The sequence below is a fragment of the Rhodoferax mekongensis genome (genome assembly GCF_032191775.1).
Lineage (GTDB): Bacteria > Pseudomonadota > Gammaproteobacteria > Burkholderiales > Burkholderiaceae_C > Allorhodoferax > Allorhodoferax mekongensis.
Genome location: NZ_CP132507.1, coordinates 722,630 through 742,808, shown reverse-complemented (window position 1 = coordinate 742,808; position 20,179 = coordinate 722,630). Strand labels below are relative to the sequence as shown.

The 20,179-nt window shown below is 63.4% G+C and carries 22 protein-coding genes; 10 read left to right on the top strand and 12 right to left on the bottom strand.

Features of this window, described 5'->3' with window-relative positions; all coding sequences use genetic code 11:
- The 3 genes from RAN89_RS03645 to RAN89_RS03635 all read left to right on the top strand — a co-directional run bounded on the left by RAN89_RS03645 (position 1) and on the right by RAN89_RS03635 (position 2,876).
- Positions 1–720: a response regulator gene (locus RAN89_RS03645; RefSeq protein WP_087495892.1), complete on the top strand. Its 720-nt coding sequence runs from the start codon at positions 1–3 to the stop codon at positions 718–720.
- The gene (locus RAN89_RS03640; RefSeq protein WP_087495891.1) at positions 707–2,182 is read left to right on the top strand and encodes an ATP-binding protein; all 1,476 of its coding nucleotides are present in this window, start codon (positions 707–709) and stop codon (positions 2,180–2,182) included. The genes RAN89_RS03645 and RAN89_RS03640 overlap by 14 nt, the downstream gene beginning before the upstream one ends.
- Positions 2,183–2,291: 109 nt before the next feature.
- A complete protein-coding gene (locus RAN89_RS03635; protein WP_313868299.1) occupies positions 2,292–2,876 on the top strand; it encodes a hypothetical protein in 585 nt (194 codons plus the stop codon).
- 61 nt (positions 2,877–2,937) lie between these two features.
- Here RAN89_RS03635 and rbp read toward each other — a convergent pair whose 3' ends face one another.
- The 7 genes from rbp to RAN89_RS03600 form a co-directional block, all read right to left on the bottom strand.
- A complete protein-coding gene (gene rbp / locus RAN89_RS03630; RefSeq protein WP_087495889.1) occupies positions 2,938–3,234 on the bottom strand; it encodes an RNA-binding regulator in 297 nt (98 codons plus the stop codon).
- A gap of 114 nt (positions 3,235–3,348) precedes the next feature.
- The gene (locus RAN89_RS03625) at positions 3,349–3,588 is read right to left on the bottom strand and encodes a hypothetical protein (protein WP_313868298.1); all 240 of its coding nucleotides are present in this window, start codon (positions 3,586–3,588) and stop codon (positions 3,349–3,351) included.
- A gap of 262 nt (positions 3,589–3,850) precedes the next feature.
- Positions 3,851–4,702 (bottom strand): AraC family transcriptional regulator, encoded by an 852-nt coding sequence (locus RAN89_RS03620; RefSeq protein WP_313868297.1) that lies wholly within the window; start codon positions 4,700–4,702, stop codon positions 3,851–3,853.
- A gap of 27 nt (positions 4,703–4,729) precedes the next feature.
- Positions 4,730–5,173 (bottom strand): GyrI-like domain-containing protein, encoded by a 444-nt coding sequence (locus RAN89_RS03615; RefSeq protein WP_313868296.1) that lies wholly within the window; start codon positions 5,171–5,173, stop codon positions 4,730–4,732.
- A 100-nt stretch (positions 5,174–5,273) separates the two neighbouring features.
- Positions 5,274–6,404: an N-acetylglucosamine-6-phosphate deacetylase gene (gene nagA / locus RAN89_RS03610; RefSeq protein ID WP_313868295.1), complete on the bottom strand. Its 1,131-nt coding sequence runs from the start codon at positions 6,402–6,404 to the stop codon at positions 5,274–5,276.
- Positions 6,401–7,129 carry a GntR family transcriptional regulator gene (locus RAN89_RS03605; RefSeq protein WP_313868294.1) on the bottom strand — a complete coding sequence of 243 codons (729 nt, stop codon included), beginning with the start codon at positions 7,127–7,129 and terminating at the stop codon, positions 6,401–6,403. Before RAN89_RS03605 ends, nagA begins: the two co-directional genes overlap by 4 nt.
- Positions 7,130–7,186: 57 nt before the next feature.
- Positions 7,187–8,995, bottom strand: coding sequence for a sensor domain-containing diguanylate cyclase (locus RAN89_RS03600; protein ID WP_313868293.1), 1,809 nt, complete (start codon positions 8,993–8,995; stop codon positions 7,187–7,189).
- A gap of 173 nt (positions 8,996–9,168) precedes the next feature.
- Here RAN89_RS03600 and RAN89_RS03595 point away from each other — a divergent pair, with 173 nt between their 5' ends.
- The 3 genes from RAN89_RS03595 to RAN89_RS03585 all read left to right on the top strand — a co-directional run bounded on the left by RAN89_RS03595 (position 9,169) and on the right by RAN89_RS03585 (position 12,062).
- Positions 9,169–9,714, top strand: coding sequence for a 3'-5' exonuclease (locus RAN89_RS03595; protein ID WP_313868292.1), 546 nt, complete (start codon positions 9,169–9,171; stop codon positions 9,712–9,714).
- Between the two features lie 43 nt (positions 9,715–9,757).
- A complete protein-coding gene (locus tag RAN89_RS03590) occupies positions 9,758–10,573 on the top strand; it encodes a hypothetical protein (protein ID WP_313868291.1) in 816 nt (271 codons plus the stop codon).
- 64 nt (positions 10,574–10,637) lie between these two features.
- On the top strand, positions 10,638–12,062 hold the full coding sequence (locus RAN89_RS03585) for a DUF2130 domain-containing protein (RefSeq protein WP_313868290.1): 1,425 nt from the start codon (positions 10,638–10,640) through the stop codon (positions 12,060–12,062).
- Here RAN89_RS03585 and RAN89_RS03580 read toward each other — a convergent pair.
- Positions 12,052–12,966: a LysR family transcriptional regulator gene (locus RAN89_RS03580; protein WP_313868289.1), complete on the bottom strand. Its 915-nt coding sequence runs from the start codon at positions 12,964–12,966 to the stop codon at positions 12,052–12,054. The two genes, RAN89_RS03585 and RAN89_RS03580, sit on opposite strands and share 11 nt — an antisense overlap.
- 128 nt (positions 12,967–13,094) lie before the next feature.
- Here RAN89_RS03580 and RAN89_RS03575 point away from each other — a divergent pair, with 128 nt between their 5' ends.
- Complete coding sequence (locus tag RAN89_RS03575; protein WP_313868288.1) at positions 13,095–14,117, top strand: zinc-binding alcohol dehydrogenase family protein; 1,023 nt, start codon at positions 13,095–13,097, stop codon at positions 14,115–14,117.
- Between the two features lie 168 nt (positions 14,118–14,285).
- Here the strand turns inward: RAN89_RS03575 and RAN89_RS03570 are convergent, their stop codons facing one another.
- From RAN89_RS03570 to yjjJ, 3 genes are all read right to left on the bottom strand, one after another.
- Positions 14,286–15,416 carry a Fic family protein gene (locus RAN89_RS03570; RefSeq protein WP_313868287.1) on the bottom strand — a complete coding sequence of 377 codons (1,131 nt, stop codon included), beginning with the start codon at positions 15,414–15,416 and terminating at the stop codon, positions 14,286–14,288.
- A gap of 123 nt (positions 15,417–15,539) precedes the next feature.
- A complete protein-coding gene (locus RAN89_RS03565; RefSeq protein WP_313868286.1) occupies positions 15,540–16,106 on the bottom strand; it encodes a YdeI/OmpD-associated family protein in 567 nt (188 codons plus the stop codon).
- A gap of 34 nt (positions 16,107–16,140) precedes the next feature.
- Positions 16,141–17,478: a type II toxin-antitoxin system HipA family toxin YjjJ gene (gene yjjJ / locus RAN89_RS03560; RefSeq protein WP_313868285.1), complete on the bottom strand. Its 1,338-nt coding sequence runs from the start codon at positions 17,476–17,478 to the stop codon at positions 16,141–16,143.
- A gap of 216 nt (positions 17,479–17,694) precedes the next feature.
- Between yjjJ and RAN89_RS03555 the strand changes: the two genes are divergently transcribed.
- The 3 genes from RAN89_RS03555 (at position 17,695) to RAN89_RS03545 (ending at position 19,226) form a co-directional block, all read left to right on the top strand.
- Entirely contained in the window at positions 17,695–18,075 is a 381-nt protein-coding gene (locus tag RAN89_RS03555; protein WP_313868284.1) for a VOC family protein, read from the top strand.
- A gap of 175 nt (positions 18,076–18,250) precedes the next feature.
- Positions 18,251–18,775: a hypothetical protein gene (locus RAN89_RS03550; RefSeq protein ID WP_313868283.1), complete on the top strand. Its 525-nt coding sequence runs from the start codon at positions 18,251–18,253 to the stop codon at positions 18,773–18,775.
- A complete protein-coding gene (locus tag RAN89_RS03545) occupies positions 18,765–19,226 on the top strand; it encodes an ABA4-like family protein (protein ID WP_313868282.1) in 462 nt (153 codons plus the stop codon). Before RAN89_RS03550 ends, RAN89_RS03545 begins: the two co-directional genes overlap by 11 nt.
- Positions 19,227–19,322: 96 nt before the next feature.
- Here the strand turns inward: RAN89_RS03545 and RAN89_RS03540 are convergent, their stop codons facing one another.
- Positions 19,323–20,174: a helix-turn-helix transcriptional regulator gene (locus RAN89_RS03540; RefSeq protein WP_313868281.1), complete on the bottom strand. Its 852-nt coding sequence runs from the start codon at positions 20,172–20,174 to the stop codon at positions 19,323–19,325.
- Between the last annotated feature and the right edge of the window lie 5 nt (positions 20,175–20,179).

Below are 20,179 nucleotides of genomic sequence, written 5' to 3'. Positions count from 1 at the left end.
ATGACCCGCACCCTGCTTGTCGTTGACGACGACCAAAAAACCCGCAACCTGCTCAAGACGTACCTGGAGAAGCACCAGTACGAAGTGCGCGTGGCCCACGACGGCGCCAGCTTCAACGCAGAGTTCGAGCGCTTCAAGGACGAACTGAGCCTGGTCATCCTGGATGTGATGCTGCCCGACACCGATGGATTCACGCTGTGCCGCAGCGTGCGCAGCCAGTCGCCGGTGCCCATCATCATGTTGACTGCCAGCGCGGACGACACGGACCGTATCGTCGGGCTGGAGCTGGGGGCGGACGACTACATCGCCAAACCCTACAACCCGCGCGAGCTGCTGGCCCGCATCAAGGCCATCCACCGCCGCATGCAACTGGGTGCACCCGGTGCGCCGGTGCGGTTTTTGAAGTTCGCCGGTTTCAGCATGGACGTGGTGGAGCGCGTGCTTACCGACCCGCAAGGCCAGCCGGTGGTGCTCACCAGCATGGACTTCAACCTGCTGCGCTTTTTTGCCGAACATGCGGGCGAGACTCTGGACCGCGCCCGCCTGATGGAGCAAACCCGCGGCCGCGACCTCGGGCCATTGGACCGCTCACTCGATGTGCAGGTGAGCCGCCTGCGCCAACGCCTGCATGACGATGGCAAGCAGCCGGTGTTGATTAAAACCGTACGCGGTAGCGGCTATGTGTTCTCGGCGGACGTGAGCGCCCATGCCGAACCCTGAGCGCCGCCGCTGGACGCGGCGCTACCTGCCCGACAGCCTGCTGGGCCGCATCGTGGTGGTCATGGCGCTGGGCGTCATCAGCGCGCAGCTGGTGGGCACACTGCTGTGGGCGCGGCAGCTGCGCGAGAGCGCGCGGGCCGAGGCCCTGAGTGCCGGCCACGCGATTGCGCTGAATGCAGCCGGCTCCATCCGTTTCTTCCGCGACCTGCCGCCGCAGTTCCGCCCCATCCTGATTGAACAGCTGCGCACCATGGGCGGCACCCGCTTTTTCATCAACGTGAACAAGGCGCGTGTGCCGGTGCAGCCGGTGGAAGGCAACGGCCTGGTAGACGCCGTGGTGGAAGCCATGCAGGGCGATCTCACCCGCAACCTGGCGGGCAACACCCAAGCCCCCAGCGTGGCCTTTGCCTGGCCCGAGACGCTGCAGGTATCTGACGACGGGCGCATGGTGCGCGACCTGCCGGACTCTTGGGTGGAAGCCACCCTGCTGCTGCGCCCGCGCCCCGCACCGGTGCTGGTCATCCAGGCCGAGTTCGAGCCCGGGCGTTGGTTGTACCTGGCCACCACCATGCCCGACCCGTACTTTCTGGAGAACGCCAACCCCCTCACCTGGGACCGCGTGGCCTTGCAACTGGTGACGCTGCTGACCGCACTGGTCATCAGCGTGCTGCTGGTGCGCGGGCTCATACGCCCGCTGAACAAGATTGCCTCGGCCGCCAATGCCTTTGGTAGCGACACCGCGCCTGAGAGCGTGCCAGAAACCGGCACCGCCGAGCTGCGCCGTACCGCACGCGCCTTCAATGAAATGCAGGCCCGCATTCAGGGCTACCTGGTGGACCGGGAACGGCTGTTTCTGGGCATCTCGCACGGGCTCAAAACGCCCATCATGCGGCTCAAGTTGCGTACCGAGCTGCTGGACGACGACACCCTGCGCGCCGAGTTCCACGAAGACCTGGATGACCTCGATGTCATGGTCAAAGCCGCGCTGCAAAGCGTGAAAGACACCGACATCCACGAGAACCTCACCCCCGTGCGGCTGGACACCCTGCTCGCCCGCCTGGCGCAGCGCCCCATTCACCCCGACGCCACCATCGAATGCACGGCAGAGCCGGTGAGCGTGCTGGGTAAACCGCTGGCGCTGGAGCGCGCCCTGAGCAACTTGCTGGACAACGCAGTGCTCTATGGCGAGCGGGTGCAAGTGCGCCTGAGCCTGCAGGGCAGCCGCGCGCTGGTGGAGGTGCGCGACTTCGGGCCCGGCATCGCGCAGGCCAGCATGTCAGCCGCGTTTGAGCCGCATGTGCGACTGAGCCACGGCCAGCAACAAAACCGCACCGGTACCGGTTTGGGCCTGGGCATTGCGCGCAACATCATCCAGGCCCACGGTGGTGAGATCAGGCTGCACAACCATGCCGAGGGCGGACTGGTGGTGACGGTGCTGCTGGCAGCACTGCCGGCCGACTAGCCTCGCGCCGGTATGTCCACCAACGAACAGACCGGCCGCCCCTTCCCCCTTACTGTGACGACTCTCAGGCCTGCATGGCCTGCCACTGTTTTCACTTTAAGGACTCCCCATGAAAACCCCCCACACCTTGTTGACCCGCGTCGCCATGGCGAGCTGCTTGCTGTTTGCCGGCACTGCGATGGCGCAGATGGCCCCCACCGAATTCAACGCGAGCAAGACGCGCATCAAGAACGAATACAGCACCGCCAAAAAGGCCTGCAACTCCCAGTCCGGCAATGCGCGTGACATCTGTGTTGCCGAAGCCAAAGGCAAAGAGTCTGTAGCCCTGGCCGAGCTGGACAACACCTACAAGCCCACGCTCAAAACGCAATACAAAGTGCGCAACGAACAGGCAGAGGCCACCTATGACGTAGCCAAGCAAAAGTGCGATGACCTGTCGGGCAACCCCAAGGATGTATGTGTGAAAGAGGCCAAGGCCGCGCGTACAACTGCCAAGGCTGATGCCACCGTACAAATGAAGACCGGCCAAACCAACTCGGACGCCAAAACCGACAACAAGGAAGTCCGCACCGACGCGGCCGCCGACAAGCGCGCCGCTGAACTCAAGGTCGCAGAAGAGAAGTGCGATGCCCTGGCCTCTACCGCCAAGGACACCTGCATGGCAGCGGCCAAGGCCAAGTTCGGCAAGATGTAATTCGTCGCCAGACGCAAAAAAGCCGGCTACCAGAGCCGGCTTTTTTGTGGGCGATGAGCGCTTAGTAGCTGCTACGGCCGCCGCGGTAGCCGTCTGAGCTGCCGCGGTCTTCACGCGGACGGGCCAGGTTGACCACGATGGAGCGACCATCCACGGATTGACCGTTCAAACCGTCAATGGCGGCTTGGGCAAATGCGGGAGTGCTCATTTCTACAAAGGCAAAGCCCTTGGAACGGCCGGTGTCGCGGTCCATCATGACCTTGGCGGAGGTGACTTCGCCGAATTCGGAGAAGTTGCTCTGCAGGCTGTCGTCAGTGACGGAATAGGGCAGGTTGCCCACGTAAATTTTGCTGCTCATGGTGAGCCTTTCAGTGAGTGCGCTGTCAGCCCGGGTGGCTGGGGTGCGCGGGTTTGCAGCCTTTGCGGGCGGCGGAATGGGGTGATGTCGGTTGCTTGGTGCGTCCGGCCTGCTTCAGCAGGTTTGCGCATTGGCGCTGCCGGTTTCTAACCAGCCTTGGGTAATGGCGTACACGCGGGCAGCTTCGCGGGAGACAAACTCGCAGTCGAAGTTGAAGACCCGGCAGTAAGCGCCCTTGCTCTGGCTGCGCTGAACGGCGATGGAGGCACGGTACAGACCTTTGCTGGTTTCTTGCGTTGCGGGCGAAACCATGTAGTTGCCCATGGGGATAGCGGATTCGAAATTCTGATTCATGAAAAGGGAGAGGTGCGGGCCACGTTATCAGGCCGGCTTGAGCAAAAAGAGATTCGGTTGGCTGCTGCTCTGCAGATCAACGCGGTCGACAGGTGTCGAATAGGCCGGATGCCGACGGCAAAAGACTTCTCTTGGCGGCTCCGTGGAACTGGGTGTGTTGGGTTTCACCGTGTTCCTGCTCCGAATTATATGGATATTGAAATATAAGTCAACATTTATATTTCATATTCGTTATGAAGCTCGCCCATGACCAGCTGCGGCGTCAGCGCAAAGGCAGGCAGATGTCGGTCAGCAAATCGGCGGGCGCCGTGTCGCGCGGGTTGTTCAGGTACTCCTCAAACACCGGCTGGTCCAGCGCATCACGGCCGGACTGCACTAGCCAGTGGCCATACAGCCACTGGTACGCCGCGCCCATGGTGGCATAAGGCCCCCGGTGGCGCAGCACGGCGCACATGCACCCACCCAGGGTGCGGGGCTCCAGCGGCGGCACTGCACTCGAACCGGCCGGCAAGGAAAGGCCCGCCCACGCCCGCAGCTGCTTCTCAGGCACGGCCGCCGGGTCATCGTGGTACACGGCGAGCCAGCGTGTATCCCCACGCACCAGCCCCTGCGCGGCCATGCAGGCAAAACTGGTCTCAAAAGCCTGGCCGATGCGCATGTAAGCCCCCCGGTGCGGCAGGCCCGCAAGCTGCACCGCCGGCACATGGCGGATTTCCACCGCATAGCCAGCGTCCTTAACCTGTGCCAACCCGGCGCGAAACACCACATGGCCGCCCCGGGCACGGTAGTCCATGGGCGCCACGCCATAGGCGCTGCGAAACGCGCGGGTGAACGACTGCGCATTCGGATAGCCACACAGCTGGGCAATGCGCGCCACCGGTTGCTGCGTATTGGCCAAGTAGCCTGAGGCCCGGTGCAGCCGCAGCCGACGGATGGTGGCTGCCATGGTTTCGCCATAGAGCGCGTGGTAGGTGCGGTGCCAATGGAACGGCGAGAGGTGCGCCACCTCTGCCAATTGCTCCAAGCTCAAGTCGTCGGCCAGATGCTCGTGCACATAGGCAATCACCCGGCTCAGGCGCTCCTGGTAATCCGTCCAACTGTGGCTGCGGTTCATGGGTGTGAGGCGGCGTCTTGCAGGCCGTCAGAGGCCAATGGATATCTGGATGGTGCCGTCCGGACTGTAGCGCTCGAACTCGGCAATATAGGTTTTGGGCAGGTCGGTGCGGGCCCAGATCTCCATCCACTTCGTGCCGACCAGGACCTGCCGGCCGGGCTCCACCGCAAATACCGCGCGCTTGGATGCGGGCACCACCACCCGCACCATGCCCGGCGGTACACAGGCGCTGGCCGGTACGGCGGCACCGATCACCAGCGAATACAGGCCCTGGTTGTTGCTGCCGGCGTTTTCAAAGTGGGTGTAGACGGCATACACCTCGTCGCTCAGCCTGCCGGTGATTTGGCCCAACACACCCTTGCTGGCAAAGCGCTGCCAGTGCGGGGGAATGGTCTGCATCGCCTCCAGATTGCTGGTGCGCAGCTCAATCCCGACTACGTGAATGGCTTGGGTTAAAGGCTCCATGTACATGTTCAGACTCCGGTAAATGCGATAGCCGACAGTCTAGAAACACGGAACATACATTTCTTGCGGAGTTGCCTGGCGCCCGTGGAATATGCGCGAGCAGCTCCTATTTCAATAGCACTTCGTTGCCCTCGACCCACACGGCTTGCACCTGCAAGTCGCGGTCGAGCACTACCGCATCAGCCCAGGCGCCGGGCTGCAAACGCCCGCGGTCTTGCAGGCCCATGTGGTCGGCCGCGAAGGTGGACACGCGGCTGCTGGCATCGGCCAGGCTCAGGCCCAGTGTGTTGACGAGGTTGCGCAACGCCTGGTCCATGCTGAGCACCGAGCCGGCCAGCGTGCCATCGGCCAAGCGCACACCGCCCATGCACTTGGTCACGGTGTGGCGGCCGAGCTTGTAGTCGCCATCGGGCATGCCGGCAGCTGAGGTGGAGTCGGTCACGCAGTACAGACGGGGAATAGCGCGCAGCGCCGCGTGAATGGCGCCGGGGTGCACATGCAGAAGGTCAGGGATGACTTCTGCAAACTCGGCATGCGCCAGCGCCGCACCCACCATGCCGGGCTCGCGGTGGTGCAGTGCCGACATGGCGTTGAACAAATGGGTAAAGCCCGTAGCCCCGCAGCGCAGCGCAGCCACGCCCTGCTCGTAACTGCCGGTGGTGTGGCCCAGCTGCACCTTGAAGCCCTCGGCCACCAGCTGCGCAATCAGCGCCTCGTTGCCACCCACCTCGGGCGCCAGCGTGATCAGGCGAATGGGCGCGAGCGCATGCAGGCGGTGGATTTCGTCAAAACTCGCGGGCCGCGCAAACGGCGGCTGCGCACCCAGGCGCGCCTCACTGATGTACGGCCCCTCGAGGTGTACACCCAACACACGGGCTGCATTTGGCGCAGGCGCGGTACATAGGGGTGCGAGTGCGGCAAAGGCGGCATCCAGGTCGGCTTGCGGCGCGGTCATGGTGGTGGCAAGCAGCGATGTGGTGCCGTGCTGCGCATGCAGGCGCGCCACATGCCAGGCCGCGTCGCCGCCTTCCATGATGTCGTGCCCCGCGCCACCGTGCACATGCAGGTCGATGAAGCCGGGCAGCACGATGGGCGCACTGCCCTCGCGCACTTGGGCCTCGCTGACCGGCTCGCCGGTGATGCCGGCAATGCGGCCGTCGGTGCCCAAGTGCAGGCTGCCGTGCACAAAGCCGGTGGGGGTGAGGATGTGGCCTTGCAGAGAAGTAAGTGCCGTCATGGCGTGCTCCGGAGTTCGGCCACAAAGGCGTAGTAGTCGCTGCGGCACCAGGTTTGGGTGAATTCGATGGCGCTGCCATCTGCACTGTGGGCCACGCGGCTCACCCACAAGAGCGCGGCGCCTTCGGGCACCTGCAAATGGCTGGCCATGTCGGCCGTGGCGTTGATAGCGCGCAGGTGCTGCACCGCGCGCACGGGCGCGGCGCCACTGCGGGCGAGGTGCAGGTACAGCGAGCCGTCCAGCTCCTGCGGGCGGGGCAGCACGCTCAGGGGTAGCGCGCTGTGCTCGTAGGCCATGGGCACGCCATCGGCCAGGCGCAAGCGCAGCAGGCGTGCCACCTTGGCACCGCGCGGCAGACCCAGCGCCTCGCGCTCGGGCACGGTGGCCACGCCGGTTTCGCGGGTGATCCACTGGCTGGCCGGCACATAGCCGCGCTGGCGCAGCTCCTCAGAAAAACTGGCGAGCTTGCTGGTGGGCTGCTCAATGCGCGGCGCAATGAAGTTGCCCGAGCCATGTTTGCGCACCACCAGGCCCTGCTCGACCAGCACGTCAATCGCCTTGCGCGCCGTGATGCGCGACACACCCAGTGACTCGCACAGCACCCGCTCCGAGGGCAGCGCCTGGTCTACCCGGAAGGTGCCCGCGCGAATGTCCGCCGCCAGTTGGCGCGCCAGCTGCAGGTACAGCGGAGAGGTGTCTTCAGGACTGTTGGGGGCGGCAGGCACGTTGCGGGGAGTGGCTGGTTGAAAGTGGTCTTGATTGTATAACCACTTTAATACCAGTTACCCACCCAAGGGCTCGGCCAGCACCACGCGGTTGCGGCCCTGGGCCTTGGCTTCATAGAGCGCGTCGTCGGCTTGGCCCAGCAGGTTTTCGAGACTGTCGTCAGGGCCGGGCACGGTGACTGCCACACCGCAGCTCACGGTGACTACCGATTCATACGCCAACGGGTGCGGCATGCCCAAAGCGCGCACCGCATCGCATGCACGCTGGGCCATTTGCAGGGCCTGCGGGCCGTCGGTGCCCGGGGCGATGATCACAAACTCCTCGCCACCGTAGCGCGCTACCAGGTCGCTGGCGCGGCTCACGCCGCTGATGGCCTGGGCCACCGCGCGCAGGCACTCGTCGCCGGCCTGGTGGCCGAAGTGGTCGTTGTAGCGCTTGAACCAGTCCACATCCAGCATCACCAGCGCCAAGGGCTGGGCGGCGCGCTCCAGCCGCGTCCACTCTTTGTGCAGCACCTGGTCAAAGTGGCGGCGGTTGGCAATGCCGGTCAAGCCGTCCACCATGCTCAGCGCCTCCAGCCGCTCGTTGGCCACTTGCAGCTGGCGGGTGCGCTCTTCGACCCGCTGGGCCAGCTCCAGCTCGGAGGCACGCAGCGTATCTACCAGCTGCTGCTGGGCGGACACCAGCTCGCGCTGCGCCAAGTGCTTTTCGCGGCGCATCTGGTTGAAGCGGTCGGCCAGCGCAAAGGCCAGTAACAGCATCTCGAGGTTGGAGCCCAGCTGAAAGCCGTTCACGGTGAAGGCGTTGGTCGGCAGCCAGCCGAAGCTGCGCGCGGTGGTCACCAGGCTACCCACCGCCAACATGCCAAAGGCCCCTAAAAAGTAGTACCCGCTGCGCATGCGCAAAAAGGCACACCACGCGCCCACCGCAGTCACGGCCAGCACCGTCAACAAAAACAGCAGCGTGGCGAAGCGCGCTACCGGCGTTATGGCAAACCAATACACCAGCGGTGCCAGCAGGTGCACCGCCGCCAGCACCTGCAATGCGCGGTGCACACGGGGCAACACGGTGGCGGTGTCCAGCATGCGGCGGGTAAACAGGCAAAACGCCGCCGCGCCTACCGACGCAGCCGTGTAGTACGAAAAGTTGCTCCACACCAGCGCCCCGGGCCAAAAGTACTGGGAAGCCAGCCCGGCCTTGGAGGCCAGCATCAGCGCGGTGGCGCCCACAAACACCACGTAGTAGCCATAAATGCGGTCGCGCAGTGCCACCCACAGCATCAGGTTGAACACCAGCATGGCTGTGGCCATGCCGTAGTACCAGGCGTGGAGCATGTAGTCGGTGTGGGTGTGCTCATCAAGGTCCGGCCGCGCCCACAGCTGCACCGGCACGATCAGTCCGATGGTGGACTGCACCCGCAGGTACACCACCTGCGTAGCCTGCGGCGCCACCTGCAGCGGGAACACCAGATGCCGGTGCGCCACCGCGCGGGTGGCAAATGGCAGGTCGCCCCCGGTGCGCGTCTCGGTGTAGCGGCCCGCGTCATCAGGCACAAAGAAAGACACATGGGAAATGCGCGCGTTGCTCACCTCCAGCAGCTGGTGCGCCACGGCGGAGCCGGGGTTGCGCACCTCCAGCCGCAGCCAGAAGGCCGAGCGGGTAAAGCCCAGCGACAAGCCTTGGGACGCACCGGGCCGCGGCACCATGCGGCCCGCGCGGTCTGCGGCCAGCACCTCCGGCAGGGTGAGGCTGCCATCGGCATCCTCCAGCACAGCCAGCGCCGGGCTCACGTCCAGGGCGCCCGCACCCACCGCCTGCACCTGCACCGCCTGCGCGGCCACCCACAGCGGCAGGAGCAAAACCATATTTACTATGATTTTGATAGCTGCTCGCGCATGTTTGATGGGCGCCAGAGGCATTTTTGGCTCGTATTTTGGTGGCGTTTACTGCATGGTAGCGGATTCAACTTAAGGCGGGTGCGGTCTTAAACCCTAGGCCTGCCGGGGCAGGAACCGCACCAGAATAGTGAAATTCGCAAATGCAGATACTGGAATTTGTGCTTTTAAGCGGGCATGATGGCGACCAACAAAAAAGCATTCAGGGTGGCAGGCAGTTCATGGCGACATTGATTCCGGCAATTAGCGCGTGCGTTTCGCGCATGACCAGTGGCGAACGCAGAGTGGCCGAGCGGCTGGAGCAAAAGCTCCACGCCGACTACCTGGCCCAAGCTCACAAAGAAGACTTTGCGTGGGGCGACATGGCCGCGCTTTGCGCAGACTTCAAGACGCGCGACCTGTGCGCCCGCACCTTGGCGCAACGCAAGCTTCCTTTAGAGAACCGGCTGGGCTCTGGCAACTTTGACCCTAACAGCAACAAGATCGAGGTCATGACCATGAAGGTCAGCAAGGGCTTGGAGTTACCCGTGGTGGCGCTACCCGGCGTGGGGCATATGCCTGCGGCGGGAGAGGACGAGAAGGAAGCGGCGCGAGTGTTTTATGTGGCGGCTACGCGGGCTACGCAGAGGTTGGTGATGGGGGTGGGTGGGGAAAGTGAATTTGGGAAGCGATTGCCTCATGCGCGATAACACCACTTGCCCCGCTCGCTTCGATATTTTGGAGTTCTGAAATATGTCCACGTTAAAGACTCACGAAAAAGTTATCTTCGAGAGGCTGTTTGATCGTGGCGGTTATGTACTCGACTTCACTGACCCAACTTTCTCCGCCTTCTTTCGAGAGCACCAAATCGGCATTGACGATCCGAAGTACAAATTTAACGGCGCCTCAAAAATGAAGCGACTGAGGGCCTTTTGGGAGGTTGAATCTGATGCAGTGGTCGGGAGGGTATTGGGAGCGCTACTGCAATACGCAGAGGTAACGGAGAAGGTTGATGCTGTCGATAAAAAGAGGGCCGAGGAGATCATTGAACGCCTTGTCGGAATGCCACACGCGAAGCCAGCTTCAGTGTCTAGCGAATCTGACTTCCTCACCATGGAATACGCAAAGCCAAATTTGGGACGGCTCAATATTGATGGTCCGTTTCAGCAAGTCATCGAACAACGCATCAGCGAAATACACAAATCCCTGAAATCTGACGCCGCTTTGGCCGTAATCTTCCTTTGCGGCAGCACTTTAGAAGGCCTATTGTTAGATGCGGCCACCAAAAATTCGCAGCAGTTTAATCAAGCGAGTTCAGCCCCGAAAGACAAGAACAGCAACACAAAGCAATTTCATGAATGGACACTTGATAACCTGATCAATGTGGCGCACGAAGTTGGTTTGCTGTCGCTGGATATCAAAAAACACAGTCACTCGCTTAGGGACTTCCGAAATTACATTCATCCTCGTCAACAAGCAGTCCAAAACTTTCGACCAGACGCCCACACTGCAAAGATCAGCTGGCAGGTGCTTCAAGCGGCTATCGCCAATCTGAGTGGGCAAAGATGATGAAGATAATCGCGCGCATTCCACGAGAGCCACCAGTCCAACAAACAAGTAAAGCCCCCTCCCCATGCACGAAATCATCTGCCCCCACTGCAGCAAAGCCTTCAAGATCGACGAGGCGGGGTATGCCGACATCCTCAAGCAGGTGCGCGATGGCGAGTTTGAGCAGGCATTGCACGAGCGCCTTGAATTGGCCGAGCGGGAGAAGCAGGGCGCCATTGCCCTAGCCAAAGCCGAGGTAACCAACGCACTGCAAAAGGCGGCGGCTGCCAAAGACACCGAGATTCAGGCACTGAGGGCCCAGCTGGACGCGGGCGAAGTGGAGCGCAAGCTGGCGGTCACCGAGGCCTTGAGCAAAGTGAGCCAAGAGCGCGATGCGCTGGCCAACGAGCTGAAGAACGAACTAGAAAAGGCGCGCAACGCGCAACAAGCCGCCGCCCAGTTGGCCGAGGCCAAGCTGGCCCATGCGCTGCAGGCCGAAGCCGCCAAAAAGGACGCCGAAATTCAGGCCCTGCAAGCCAAGCTGGCGGCCAGCGACGTGGCGCGCCAGTTGGCGGTGACAGAGGCCGTCAACCAGGCCGTGGGCGTGGTGGCCCAAGAGCGCGATGCCTTGAAGAGCGAGCTCAACCTCATCACCGTCAAAAACCAGCTGGAGGAGAAAGCCATCAAAGAGCAGTTCGCCTTGCAGTTGCGCGACCGCGAAGGCGAGATTGAGCGCCTGCGCGACATGAAGGCGCGGCTATCGACCAAGATGGTGGGCGAGACGCTGGAGCAGCACTGCGAGATTGAGTTCAACCGCATCCGTGCGGCGGCGTTTCAGCGGGCGCACTTTGACAAGGACAACGACGCCCGCACCGGCAGCAAGGGCGACTACATCTTCCGCGAGGCGGACGAGCATGGCAACGAGATCGTGTCCATCATGTTCGAGATGAAGAACGAGAGCGATGAAACCGCCACCAAAAAGCGGAACGAAGACTTTCTGAAAGAACTGGACAAAGACCGCACCGAGAAGGCGTGCGAATACGCGGTGCTGGTGACCCTGCTGGAGCCGGAGAGCGAGCTGTACAACAGCGGCATTGTGGATGTGTCGCACCGCTACCCCAAGATGTATGTGGTGCGGCCGCAGTTCTTTATTCCGCTGATCACGCTCTTGCGCAATGCGGCGCTCAACTCGCTCAAATACAAATCCGAGTTGGCAATGGTGCGCTCGCAGAACGTGGACATCACCAAGTTCGAAACCCAGCTGGATGAGTTCAAAACCGCGTTTGGCCGCAACTGGCGCCTGGCCTCTGAGGGCTTTGAAGAAGCCATCAAACGCATCGACGAAGCCATCAAGGACCTGGAGAAAACCAAGGAAGCGCTGCACAAGTCCGCCAACAACCTGCGCCTGGCCAACGACAAGGCCGACGACCTGACGATCAAAAAGCTCACACGCGGCAACCCCACGATGGCGGCCAAGTTTGCGGAGTTGCAGGGGCCGGTTACGGACTGAAGCGGGCTAGCAGCTCCGCCGTGCGCTGGGCCAAAAAGTCGCGCAAGCTGCGCACCAAGGGCGTGAGCTGGCGGCGGCTGGGTACCACCATGAACAGGGGCGTGGGCTCGCAGGTCCAGCCCGGGCACAGGGCGATGAGGCGGCCGTGGGCAAGGTCGTCGGCGACATCAAGCTGCGCCTTGTAGGCAATGCCACGACCCAGCAGGGCCCACCGGCGCACGGCATCGCCGTCGTTGGCCACGTTGGTGGCTTTGACGCGCACGCTGACCTCGGGGGCGTTGCCCAGGGCAAAGGTCCAGCGGTCGTGCACGTCTTCGCCCAGCATGAAGCACAGGCAGGCGTGGTCAGCAAGGGCATGCGGTGTGGCGGGGGCGCCGTGCTGCGCCACATAGGCGGGCGAGGCGCACAGCACCCGGCGGTGCAAGGGTGCCAGCGGCAGGGCCACCAGGTTGGAATCGGGCGGCTTGCCGTAGCGCAGGGCTACGTCCACCGGCTCGCTATAAATGTTGGCCACGCGGTCGGAGAGCTGCAGCCTAATTTCCACCCGGGGGTGCAGTTGCTGGAATGCGTCCAGCCAGGGCAGCAGCACATTGCGCCCCAGGTCTGACGGGGCGGAGAGCTTGAGCACCCCTTGCAATGCTTGCTCGCCCACGGCGAGTTGCTGGCGGGCTTGCTGCAGCGCCTGCACAGCGGGGCGGCATTGCTCCAGAAACTGCTCGCCCTGCGGCGTGAGGCGCAGGCTGCGGGTGGAGCGCACAAACAGCTGGCTGCCCAGCTCTTGCTCCAGGCGCTTGAGCGCGGCGCTGGCGGCGGCGGGCGTCAGGTCCAGGGCGCGGGCGGTGGCCGAGAGGTTGTGGCTTTCCGCAGTGCGAATGAAGATGTCCAGGTCTTGCAGGGCTTTCATAAGACTTTGCGGCTTGATTTTCAAATTTTATTTTAAGAAAGCTTCAACCCGAGCCCTGTTTTTCAAGTGAATGAATAGTCAGAAGATTCGCTTCCGGATCGAGCATTACTCACTTTGAAAGAACACCCATGAAAGCCATTGGCTACCAAACCGCCCATCCCATTGAGCACCGCGAGTCGCTGCTCGACATCACCCTGCCCGAGCCGACGGCCACCGGCCGCGATCTGTTGGTGGAGGTGCTGGCCGTTTCGGTGAACCCCGTGGATACCAAAGTGCGCAAAAGCAGCGCGCGTAGCGGCGACGGCCCCGACTACAAGGTGCTGGGCTGGGATGCCACGGGCATCGTCAAGGCGGTGGGGCCCGATGTGACATGGTTCAAGCCCGGCGACCGCGTGTGGTACGCGGGCTCCATTGCACGGCCGGGCACCAACAGCGAGTTGCATTTGGTGGACGAGCGCATCGTGGGCCATGCACCGCAGTCGCTCAGCCATGCCCAAGCCGCCGCGCTGCCGCTGACCGCCATCACCGCGTGGGAGATGCTGTTTGACCGCCTGGGCATTGCGCCGGGCAAGCAGCCGAGCCACAAGACGCTGCTGATCATTGGCGCATCGGGCGGGGTGGGTTCCATCATGACGCAGCTGGCAGCCCGGCTTACCAGCCTGACCGTCATTGGCACGGCCTCCCGGCCCGAGACTCAGGCGTGGGTGAAGGAGCTGGGCGCGCACCACGTGATTGACCACAGCCAGCCGCTTGCTGCGGAGCTGAAACGCATAGGCTTTGACACGGTGGACTACATCGTGAGCCTGACGCAGACCGACCAGCACTTGCCGCAAATTGCAGAGGCGATTGCACCGCAAGGAAAGTTCGGGCTGATTGACGACCCGGTGAAGTTTGACGCCACGGTGTTCAAGCGCAAGTCGGTGTCTATCCACTGGGAGCTGATGTTCACCCGCGCCCTGTATGGCACCGACGACATGCCAGGCCAGCACCGGCTGCTGAACGAGGTGGCCGCGCTGGTAGACGCCGGGCTGCTGCGCAGTACGCTGGCAGAGCACCTGGGCACCATCAACGCGGCCAACCTGAAGAAGGCGCACACCTTGATCGAGTCGGGCAAGGCACGCGGCAAGGTGGTGCTGGAAGGGTGGAACTGAGCGCGTTAACACCCCGTTTCCAACCGCAGCACCGCCCCGGTGCTTGTGGGCGGGCCTGCCTTACGGGCGCTCGGCACGCGCTAGCTGCGTGGGGGCTTTAAACGCGTGGTGCGTCAGTTTGCTCATGTTTTGATAGCTGCTTGCGCCTATTTCACGTGGGCTATTGGTCTATTTGGCATTCAACTCATAACCCGTACTGCGTCCACCTCCCTCCAGCCTGCGCAGCACACCGCGCGTCAGCAGGTCGTTGATGTCGCGCAGCGCCGTATCTGCAGAGCATTTGCCAATGGCTGCCCACTTGGCGTTGGTGAGCTTGCCTTCCATGCCGTCCAGCACTTTGTTCAACACCAGCGTTTGCCGCTGGTTCATGGGCATGCCCGCCCAGCGTTGCCAGAACTGGGTCTTAATCAAAACGCCACCTAGCAAGCCATCGGCGCCCTGCACGGCACGTAGCAGGCAGGCCAAGAACCAGCTCAGCCAGGGCGTGACATCCAGCGTGCCGCGCTGAGTGGCCTCCAGCTGGTCGTAATACTGTTTGCGCTCGCGCTGTATTTGGGCACTGAGGCTGTAGAAGCGTTGTGCCGTGCCTTCGGCGCGCGCCAGCGCCATGTCGCCCACAGCACGGCTGATGCGGCCGTTGCCGTCGTCAAAGGGGTGCAAGGTGACGAGCCACAGGTGGGCTAGGCCCGCGTGAATGAGCGCGTCTCCCGCCGGAGCGGCGTTGAACCATTGCAAAAAGGCAGCGGTCTCTGCGGGTAGTGCGGTGGCGGGCGGTGCCTCAAAGTGCACCTTTTCGCGGCCCACGGGGCCAGACACCACTTGCATAGGGCCTGCGGCATCGTTGCGCCACGCACCCACCTGGATGCGCACGCGGCCGCTGTAGCCGGTGGGAAACAACGCCGCGTGCCAGCCAAAGAGGCGCTCGGCCGTGAGTGGCAGGGCGTGCTGCTGGGTGGCGTCCAGCACCATGTCGACCACGCCATCTACATGCCGGTCGGCGGGAGCCAGCGCACCGATGTCCACGCCCAGCCTGCGGGCAATCGACGAGCGCACGGCGTCCAGGTTGAGCGCTTCGCCTTCGATGGCGCTGGTGGTGATGACTTCTTGGGTGAGGGCTTGCAGCGTGGCCTGGTCGCGCTGCGCCAACCCCAGCTCGGCCATGCGCCCCGCCAGGTTGCCCTGGGCCCGATGCACCTGTGCCATCGGCGCAGCCAGTGCTGCCGCGTCAAACCGCCACTGCGGCCAGTCGGGGCGCTGCCAGATGTAAGTGCGGCGGAGTTGAGACTTGTGGGGGTGCATGCGGCGATTATGCGCCCTATTCACCGCATTACGTGCGGTAAATAATAGGACTATTCACCGCAAAACTGAACCGCATTGTTGAAAATACGCCTCACTTTTTGAGCTGTATGGCCCCGCCCACGGTCACAGACTCTCGCCCCGCCCCAACTTCCCCAACAACTCCGCCATCCGCCTCTCGCGCGTCTCCACCCGCTTGGCGCTGGTGAGCCGGTAGTAGATGGTGAACAGCTGCTGGCGCTTGAGCGTGCCGTAGAAAGCCAGCGCTGCGGGGTCTTGTTGCAGCGCTGCCAAAAAGTCTTCGGGGATCACCATGTCGGCGCTGCCGGCGTAGGCGGCGTCCCAGCGGCCGTCGGCGCGGGCGGCCTCTACCTGCGCCAGGCCGGGGGCTTGCATCAGCCCCTCGGCAATCAGCCGCTCGGCGTGCTGCACATTCTTTTGCGACCAGCCGGAGCGCGCGCGGCGCGGCGTCATGCGCTGCAGAAATGAGGTGTCGTCCAGGGATTTGCGCTGCCCGTCGATCCAGCCCCAGGTGAGGGCGGCGATGACGCAGTCGTCCCACGTCACGGTGGCTTGGCCGCTACCTTTTTTGAAGATGCGCACCCACAGCTCGGTCTCGCTGGCGTGGTGGGCGCGCAGCCAGGCGTCCAGCTGCTCGGGGGTTTCAAAGCTGTGGTGCGTTGGTTTGCTCATGATTTGATAGCTGCTTGCGCAAATTCCACGGGGGCTAACGGCTGATATGGCTTAAATTTTCCGCCGCTACCTGCCTGAAGCCGGGGGAGATGCGCGCGTCGGCACTGGCGGCTGCCCAGAAGCTGCGGGCCAGGGCCAGGGCCTGCGGCCACTCCGGGAGAGTGGCGGCGGTGCGCTGCAGGGGGCGATCGGCAAAGTTGCGCGGCACCAGCTCGCCGCCCACGGGGGCGTAGAGCATGGGCAGCATGTCGTAGGCGGGGGCCAGGGCCCAGTCGTCATCGTCCAGCAAGAGCGAGATGTTGCCGTAGTGCCGGTCGGTGTTGGCAATCAGCTCGCCAAAGGCCTCCAGCAGGCGCAGGGTGCGCGCATCGGCCGGTCGCAGCAGGCCGCGCTCTTGCATGCGGTTGGCGGTGGCGCCCCAGTTGTCCATGGCGCCCACGTATTCGGCGTCATACACCATGAGCGAGACCATGCCGATGCGCCCCAAGCCCTGCGGATTGGCGGCGCTGATGGGCATGCGATCAAACCGCTCCACCTCCAGAAACACGCGGCCCGCGCCGGTGTGGATGCGGCTGGCGGCGGCAGCAATGCCCGCGCTGGCCAGTGTGTGCAGGGCCAGGTGTTCGCAGACCAGCAGGTCGCGGGTGCGTTGGTCGGTGGGGGCGTCGCCCGCGGGGGAGAACTTGACCAGCACATGGCGGTCGCCTGTGATGGCGCAGAACTTGGGCTGCTCGCCCCCGGCTGACGAGCCGCCCATGGTGCCTTGCATGGCCGCATCGGCAAGGGCGGGATAGTCGGCTGGCGATGCGGCGCGGCGGGCGCGCTGGGGCAGGCTGTGAAAGCGCGCAAACGCGACCTCGCCCACCACCAGGTTGCCGGGCAGGTCGTCACCACACAGGGCCAGGGCGCGCAGCACGTCGTCGTCGCTCCAGTAGCGGGGGTCGTTGCCCAGTTGCAGCTCGGGGTGGGCGCTCGCGAAGGTGCGGCCCATGAAGCCCTGGGGGCGCATGTCGTCCAGAAACCAGGGCAGGCCGTCAAAGCGCTTGGAGAGGCCGTCTTCTTCGTCCACCCACACCGCGCCGCTGGCCAGGGGCACCATGCGCCCGAACGGGCTCGGTTGGCCTTGCGCGTTGATGCGCATGATGGGCACGCTGCGCCCCACGTCGCGCACGGTGCGCGGCAGCACATAACGCTGCTTGCGGGCGGCGCCCACCTTTTGCACCTCGCCCGCCTGGATGAGCGGTGCCAGCGCGCGCGAGACGGTGGGCTGGCTCACCCCCAGCGCTTTTTGCAGCTCGGCGCTGCTGAGCGCACCACCCTGGCGCCGCAGGGCTTGCAGGATGCTGGCGGAGAGGTCTGGTGCAGTGGGCATGAATGATTATATGAATAGATTTATTTCTGCAAAAACCTATTTAAATCAAATATTAAGCCAGTTACATGAATAGATTTTGAAAGCTATTTTTCATGGAATGGGGCCCTGATACGGTCACGGGCAGCGCGACGACACTGTTGTGGGAATGCCTTGGACTGTCTTATCGGATTTCGACAGCGTATTCTGCGAGCCTTGCAACCCCAAGAAAGAGCCCCCATGCAACTCGGCTACACCATCCTCTACGTCCCCGACGTACCCGCCACGCTCAAGTTCTACGAAGCGGCCTTCGGGCTGACCACCCGCTTTCTGCATGAGAGTGGCGACTACGGCGAGCTGGAGACGGGCAGCACCGCGCTGGCGTTTTCAACCCACAGCCTGATGCAGCAGCTGGGCAAAAACCCGCAGGCGGCCAGCCCCACGGCGCCCTGCTTTGAGATTGCGCTGTGCACCCCCGATGTAGCCGCCGCACTGGAGCGCGCCATAGCTGCAGGGGCCAAGCCCATGCGCCCCCTGGAGGTAATGCCCTGGGGCCAGACGATTGCTTATGTGGCTGATATCAACGGCTTTTTGGTGGAGCTGTGCACGCCCATGGGCTGAGCCTCTTGGAATCAGAGCCGCTGATCGCACGTATCTGCGTGGCTACAATGCCGCTCGGGCTTGCAGGACGCCCAGCTCGCAAAAGCCGATGCACCTGTCACGCAAGCCACTATCGCTTGCATACCTCTCCCACTTGGCCCACTGCGAGAACGGCCATTGTTTTCAAGGAGCTGGTATGCGCAATTCAAGCATTACCCCCCATATTTCGTCCACTGCGTTAACGGCTATTGCGGTGGCCGGATGTTCACCTTCACCCAAACCCATCAGCGCTGTCGAGCTTGCGTTACGCGAGGCCCGCGCGTTACACCGCGCGTCCAAAGACGCGACCTTGTTGGTGGCCATGCCCGCCGTGCGACGTGCCCACACAGCAGGTGTATTGGCAGGGCTGACACTCAGTGCCTTGTACCGCCAGCGCCATCTGCTGCAGCGCAAGCACTTTTTGCGCACATTGTCAGTAGAAGCAGGCTTTGCCAGTTGGGACGCTTACCTGCCCGTGCTGCGCAGCCGGCCGGCCCGGGCGATTGAGCAGTGCGCCACGCGGCTGGAGTTTGGTTACCCCAACGCATGGTTTTCAACCTATGCACAGGCCATTGCCTTTGCCAACGAACACGGGGGCATGGTTGTTCGGCATGGGCATCAGGCAATGGTTGTGCGGGCTGAGAGCAGCGCGTTGAAGGCAGAGGTGCAACATGGCACCTGACAACGCATTTGAATTCGTCAGCACCTTGGCACTGGTAGGGTGGACGCTGCTGGCCACCGCGGTCGCATGCAAACCTGGCGTCATGCGCGACAGACTTCTGCAAATGAGCGGACGGTTTGTGCCCTTGCTGCTGTGCACCTGCTATGTGGCTTTACTTGTACAACATTGGGGGAGTGCTCCCGGCGGCAACTTTGGCAGCCTGGAAGGTGTAACCACGCTTTTTGCATCGCCCGGTAAGCTCGTCGGCGGATGGGTTCACTTCTTGGCGTTTGACCTGTGGTTGGGCCGTTGGATGGTGGATGACCTGGAGGCAAAGCAGCGAAGTCGTTGGCTGCTGCTGCCCTGCCTGCCTCTTACCTTTTTATTCGGGCCCGCAGGCCTGCTGCTGCACTGCGGGCTGTTTGCTGCCCCGCTACCACGCGCCGGACTTGTCGAAGCCCGTGGTGAATGATGCACTCCGCCCAATAGGCGGAGGAGTTTTTCACATTCGAGTGAGGCGCGGGGTTTGCTACCGGTTTAGGAGCTGCCCGCGCACATTCCACGGGCGCTAGCTGCCCATTTGGCTTAGTTGCGCGGTCAACACTGCCCGCGTGGCCTCGTCCGCCGGGAACACATGCTCCACCCGCAGGGATGCCAGCGTGATGTCTTGCGGGGTGCCGAAGGTGGAAAACATGCTGAAGAACGCCAGCTCGCCGTGCCGCGTGGCGAAGCGGGTGGTGAGCACCGGCGCCATCTGGCGCGGCCAGGCTGCCAGCACCCGCTTGCCCAGGCGCTGCTGCATTTGCTGCGCCAGCTGCTCGACGCGGGGCAGGATGTCGGGCACCACGCTGGCGTCGTCGCGCATGTGGGCCAGCAGGGCGGGGGCCACTTCTTCGAGGTTGGTGATGTGTTTCGTCATGCCCTCGGGGTGCAGCATGGCGTCGATCATGTTGATGGGCGTGCCGGAGGGCAATTCAGCCACCCAGGGCATGAGGGTGGTGGCCAGCCACTGGGCGCCGCGGTTCATGTGCAGCACGTTCCAGGCGGCGTCCATCACCATGGCGGGCATGGGGTCGTGCGCTTGCAGCAGCCGGGCCAGCGCGTCGCGCACCGGAGCGAGCACGGCGTCGGCCAGCTCGCTGCCGCGGTAAACCGGGGCAAAGCCGGCCTGTTGCAGCGCCACGTTGCGCAGGGCCAGCGGCGCTTGCAATTCGTGCAGCCAACTCAGCAGGAGCTCGCGGCTGGGCTGGGCGCGGCCGCTTTCCACAAAGCTCACATGCCGCTGGCTCACGCCCATGCGCAGGGCCAGTTCCAGCTGGCTCAGGCGCTTGGACTTGCGCGCAGTTTGCAGGGTGGTTTGCAGGGTGGTTTGCAGGCTGTCGGGCTGGACGTTAGACGGGTGGATGGTGCTGGTTTCCATGCGGG

What these genes read in the sequence shown, in the direction of transcription:
- rbp (WP_087495889.1), bottom strand. Translation starts at nt 3,234, where the DNA reads ATGAGCAGCAAAATTTACGTGGGCAACCTGCCCTATTCCGTCACTGAC.
- RAN89_RS03645 (WP_087495892.1), top strand. Translation starts at nt 1, where the DNA reads ATGACCCGCACCCTGCTTGTCGTTGACGACGACCAAAAAACCCGCAAC.
- RAN89_RS03550 (WP_313868283.1), top strand. Translation starts at nt 18,251, where the DNA reads ATGCGCAATTCAAGCATTACCCCCCATATTTCGTCCACTGCGTTAACG.
- RAN89_RS03565 (WP_313868286.1), bottom strand. Translation starts at nt 16,106, where the DNA reads ATGAGCAAACCAACGCACCACAGCTTTGAAACCCCCGAGCAGCTGGAC.
- yjjJ (WP_313868285.1), bottom strand. Translation starts at nt 17,478, where the DNA reads ATGCCCACTGCACCAGACCTCTCCGCCAGCATCCTGCAAGCCCTGCGG.
- RAN89_RS03585 (WP_313868290.1), top strand. Translation starts at nt 10,638, where the DNA reads ATGCACGAAATCATCTGCCCCCACTGCAGCAAAGCCTTCAAGATCGAC.
- nagA (WP_313868295.1), bottom strand. Translation starts at nt 6,404, where the DNA reads ATGACGGCACTTACTTCTCTGCAAGGCCACATCCTCACCCCCACCGGC.
- RAN89_RS03615 (WP_313868296.1), bottom strand. Translation starts at nt 5,173, where the DNA reads ATGTACATGGAGCCTTTAACCCAAGCCATTCACGTAGTCGGGATTGAG.
- RAN89_RS03540 (WP_313868281.1), bottom strand. Translation starts at nt 20,174, where the DNA reads ATGGAAACCAGCACCATCCACCCGTCTAACGTCCAGCCCGACAGCCTG.
- RAN89_RS03620 (WP_313868297.1), bottom strand. Translation starts at nt 4,702, where the DNA reads ATGAACCGCAGCCACAGTTGGACGGATTACCAGGAGCGCCTGAGCCGG.
- RAN89_RS03590 (WP_313868291.1), top strand. Translation starts at nt 9,758, where the DNA reads ATGTCCACGTTAAAGACTCACGAAAAAGTTATCTTCGAGAGGCTGTTT.
- RAN89_RS03635 (WP_313868299.1), top strand. Translation starts at nt 2,292, where the DNA reads ATGAAAACCCCCCACACCTTGTTGACCCGCGTCGCCATGGCGAGCTGC.
- RAN89_RS03600 (WP_313868293.1), bottom strand. Translation starts at nt 8,995, where the DNA reads ATGGTTTTGCTCCTGCCGCTGTGGGTGGCCGCGCAGGCGGTGCAGGTG.
- RAN89_RS03575 (WP_313868288.1), top strand. Translation starts at nt 13,095, where the DNA reads ATGAAAGCCATTGGCTACCAAACCGCCCATCCCATTGAGCACCGCGAG.
- RAN89_RS03580 (WP_313868289.1), bottom strand. Translation starts at nt 12,966, where the DNA reads ATGAAAGCCCTGCAAGACCTGGACATCTTCATTCGCACTGCGGAAAGC.
- RAN89_RS03595 (WP_313868292.1), top strand. Translation starts at nt 9,169, where the DNA reads ATGCAGATACTGGAATTTGTGCTTTTAAGCGGGCATGATGGCGACCAA.
- RAN89_RS03545 (WP_313868282.1), top strand. Translation starts at nt 18,765, where the DNA reads ATGGCACCTGACAACGCATTTGAATTCGTCAGCACCTTGGCACTGGTA.
- RAN89_RS03555 (WP_313868284.1), top strand. Translation starts at nt 17,695, where the DNA reads ATGCAACTCGGCTACACCATCCTCTACGTCCCCGACGTACCCGCCACG.
- RAN89_RS03570 (WP_313868287.1), bottom strand. Translation starts at nt 15,416, where the DNA reads ATGCACCCCCACAAGTCTCAACTCCGCCGCACTTACATCTGGCAGCGC.
- RAN89_RS03640 (WP_087495891.1), top strand. Translation starts at nt 707, where the DNA reads ATGCCGAACCCTGAGCGCCGCCGCTGGACGCGGCGCTACCTGCCCGAC.
- RAN89_RS03625 (WP_313868298.1), bottom strand. Translation starts at nt 3,588, where the DNA reads ATGAATCAGAATTTCGAATCCGCTATCCCCATGGGCAACTACATGGTT.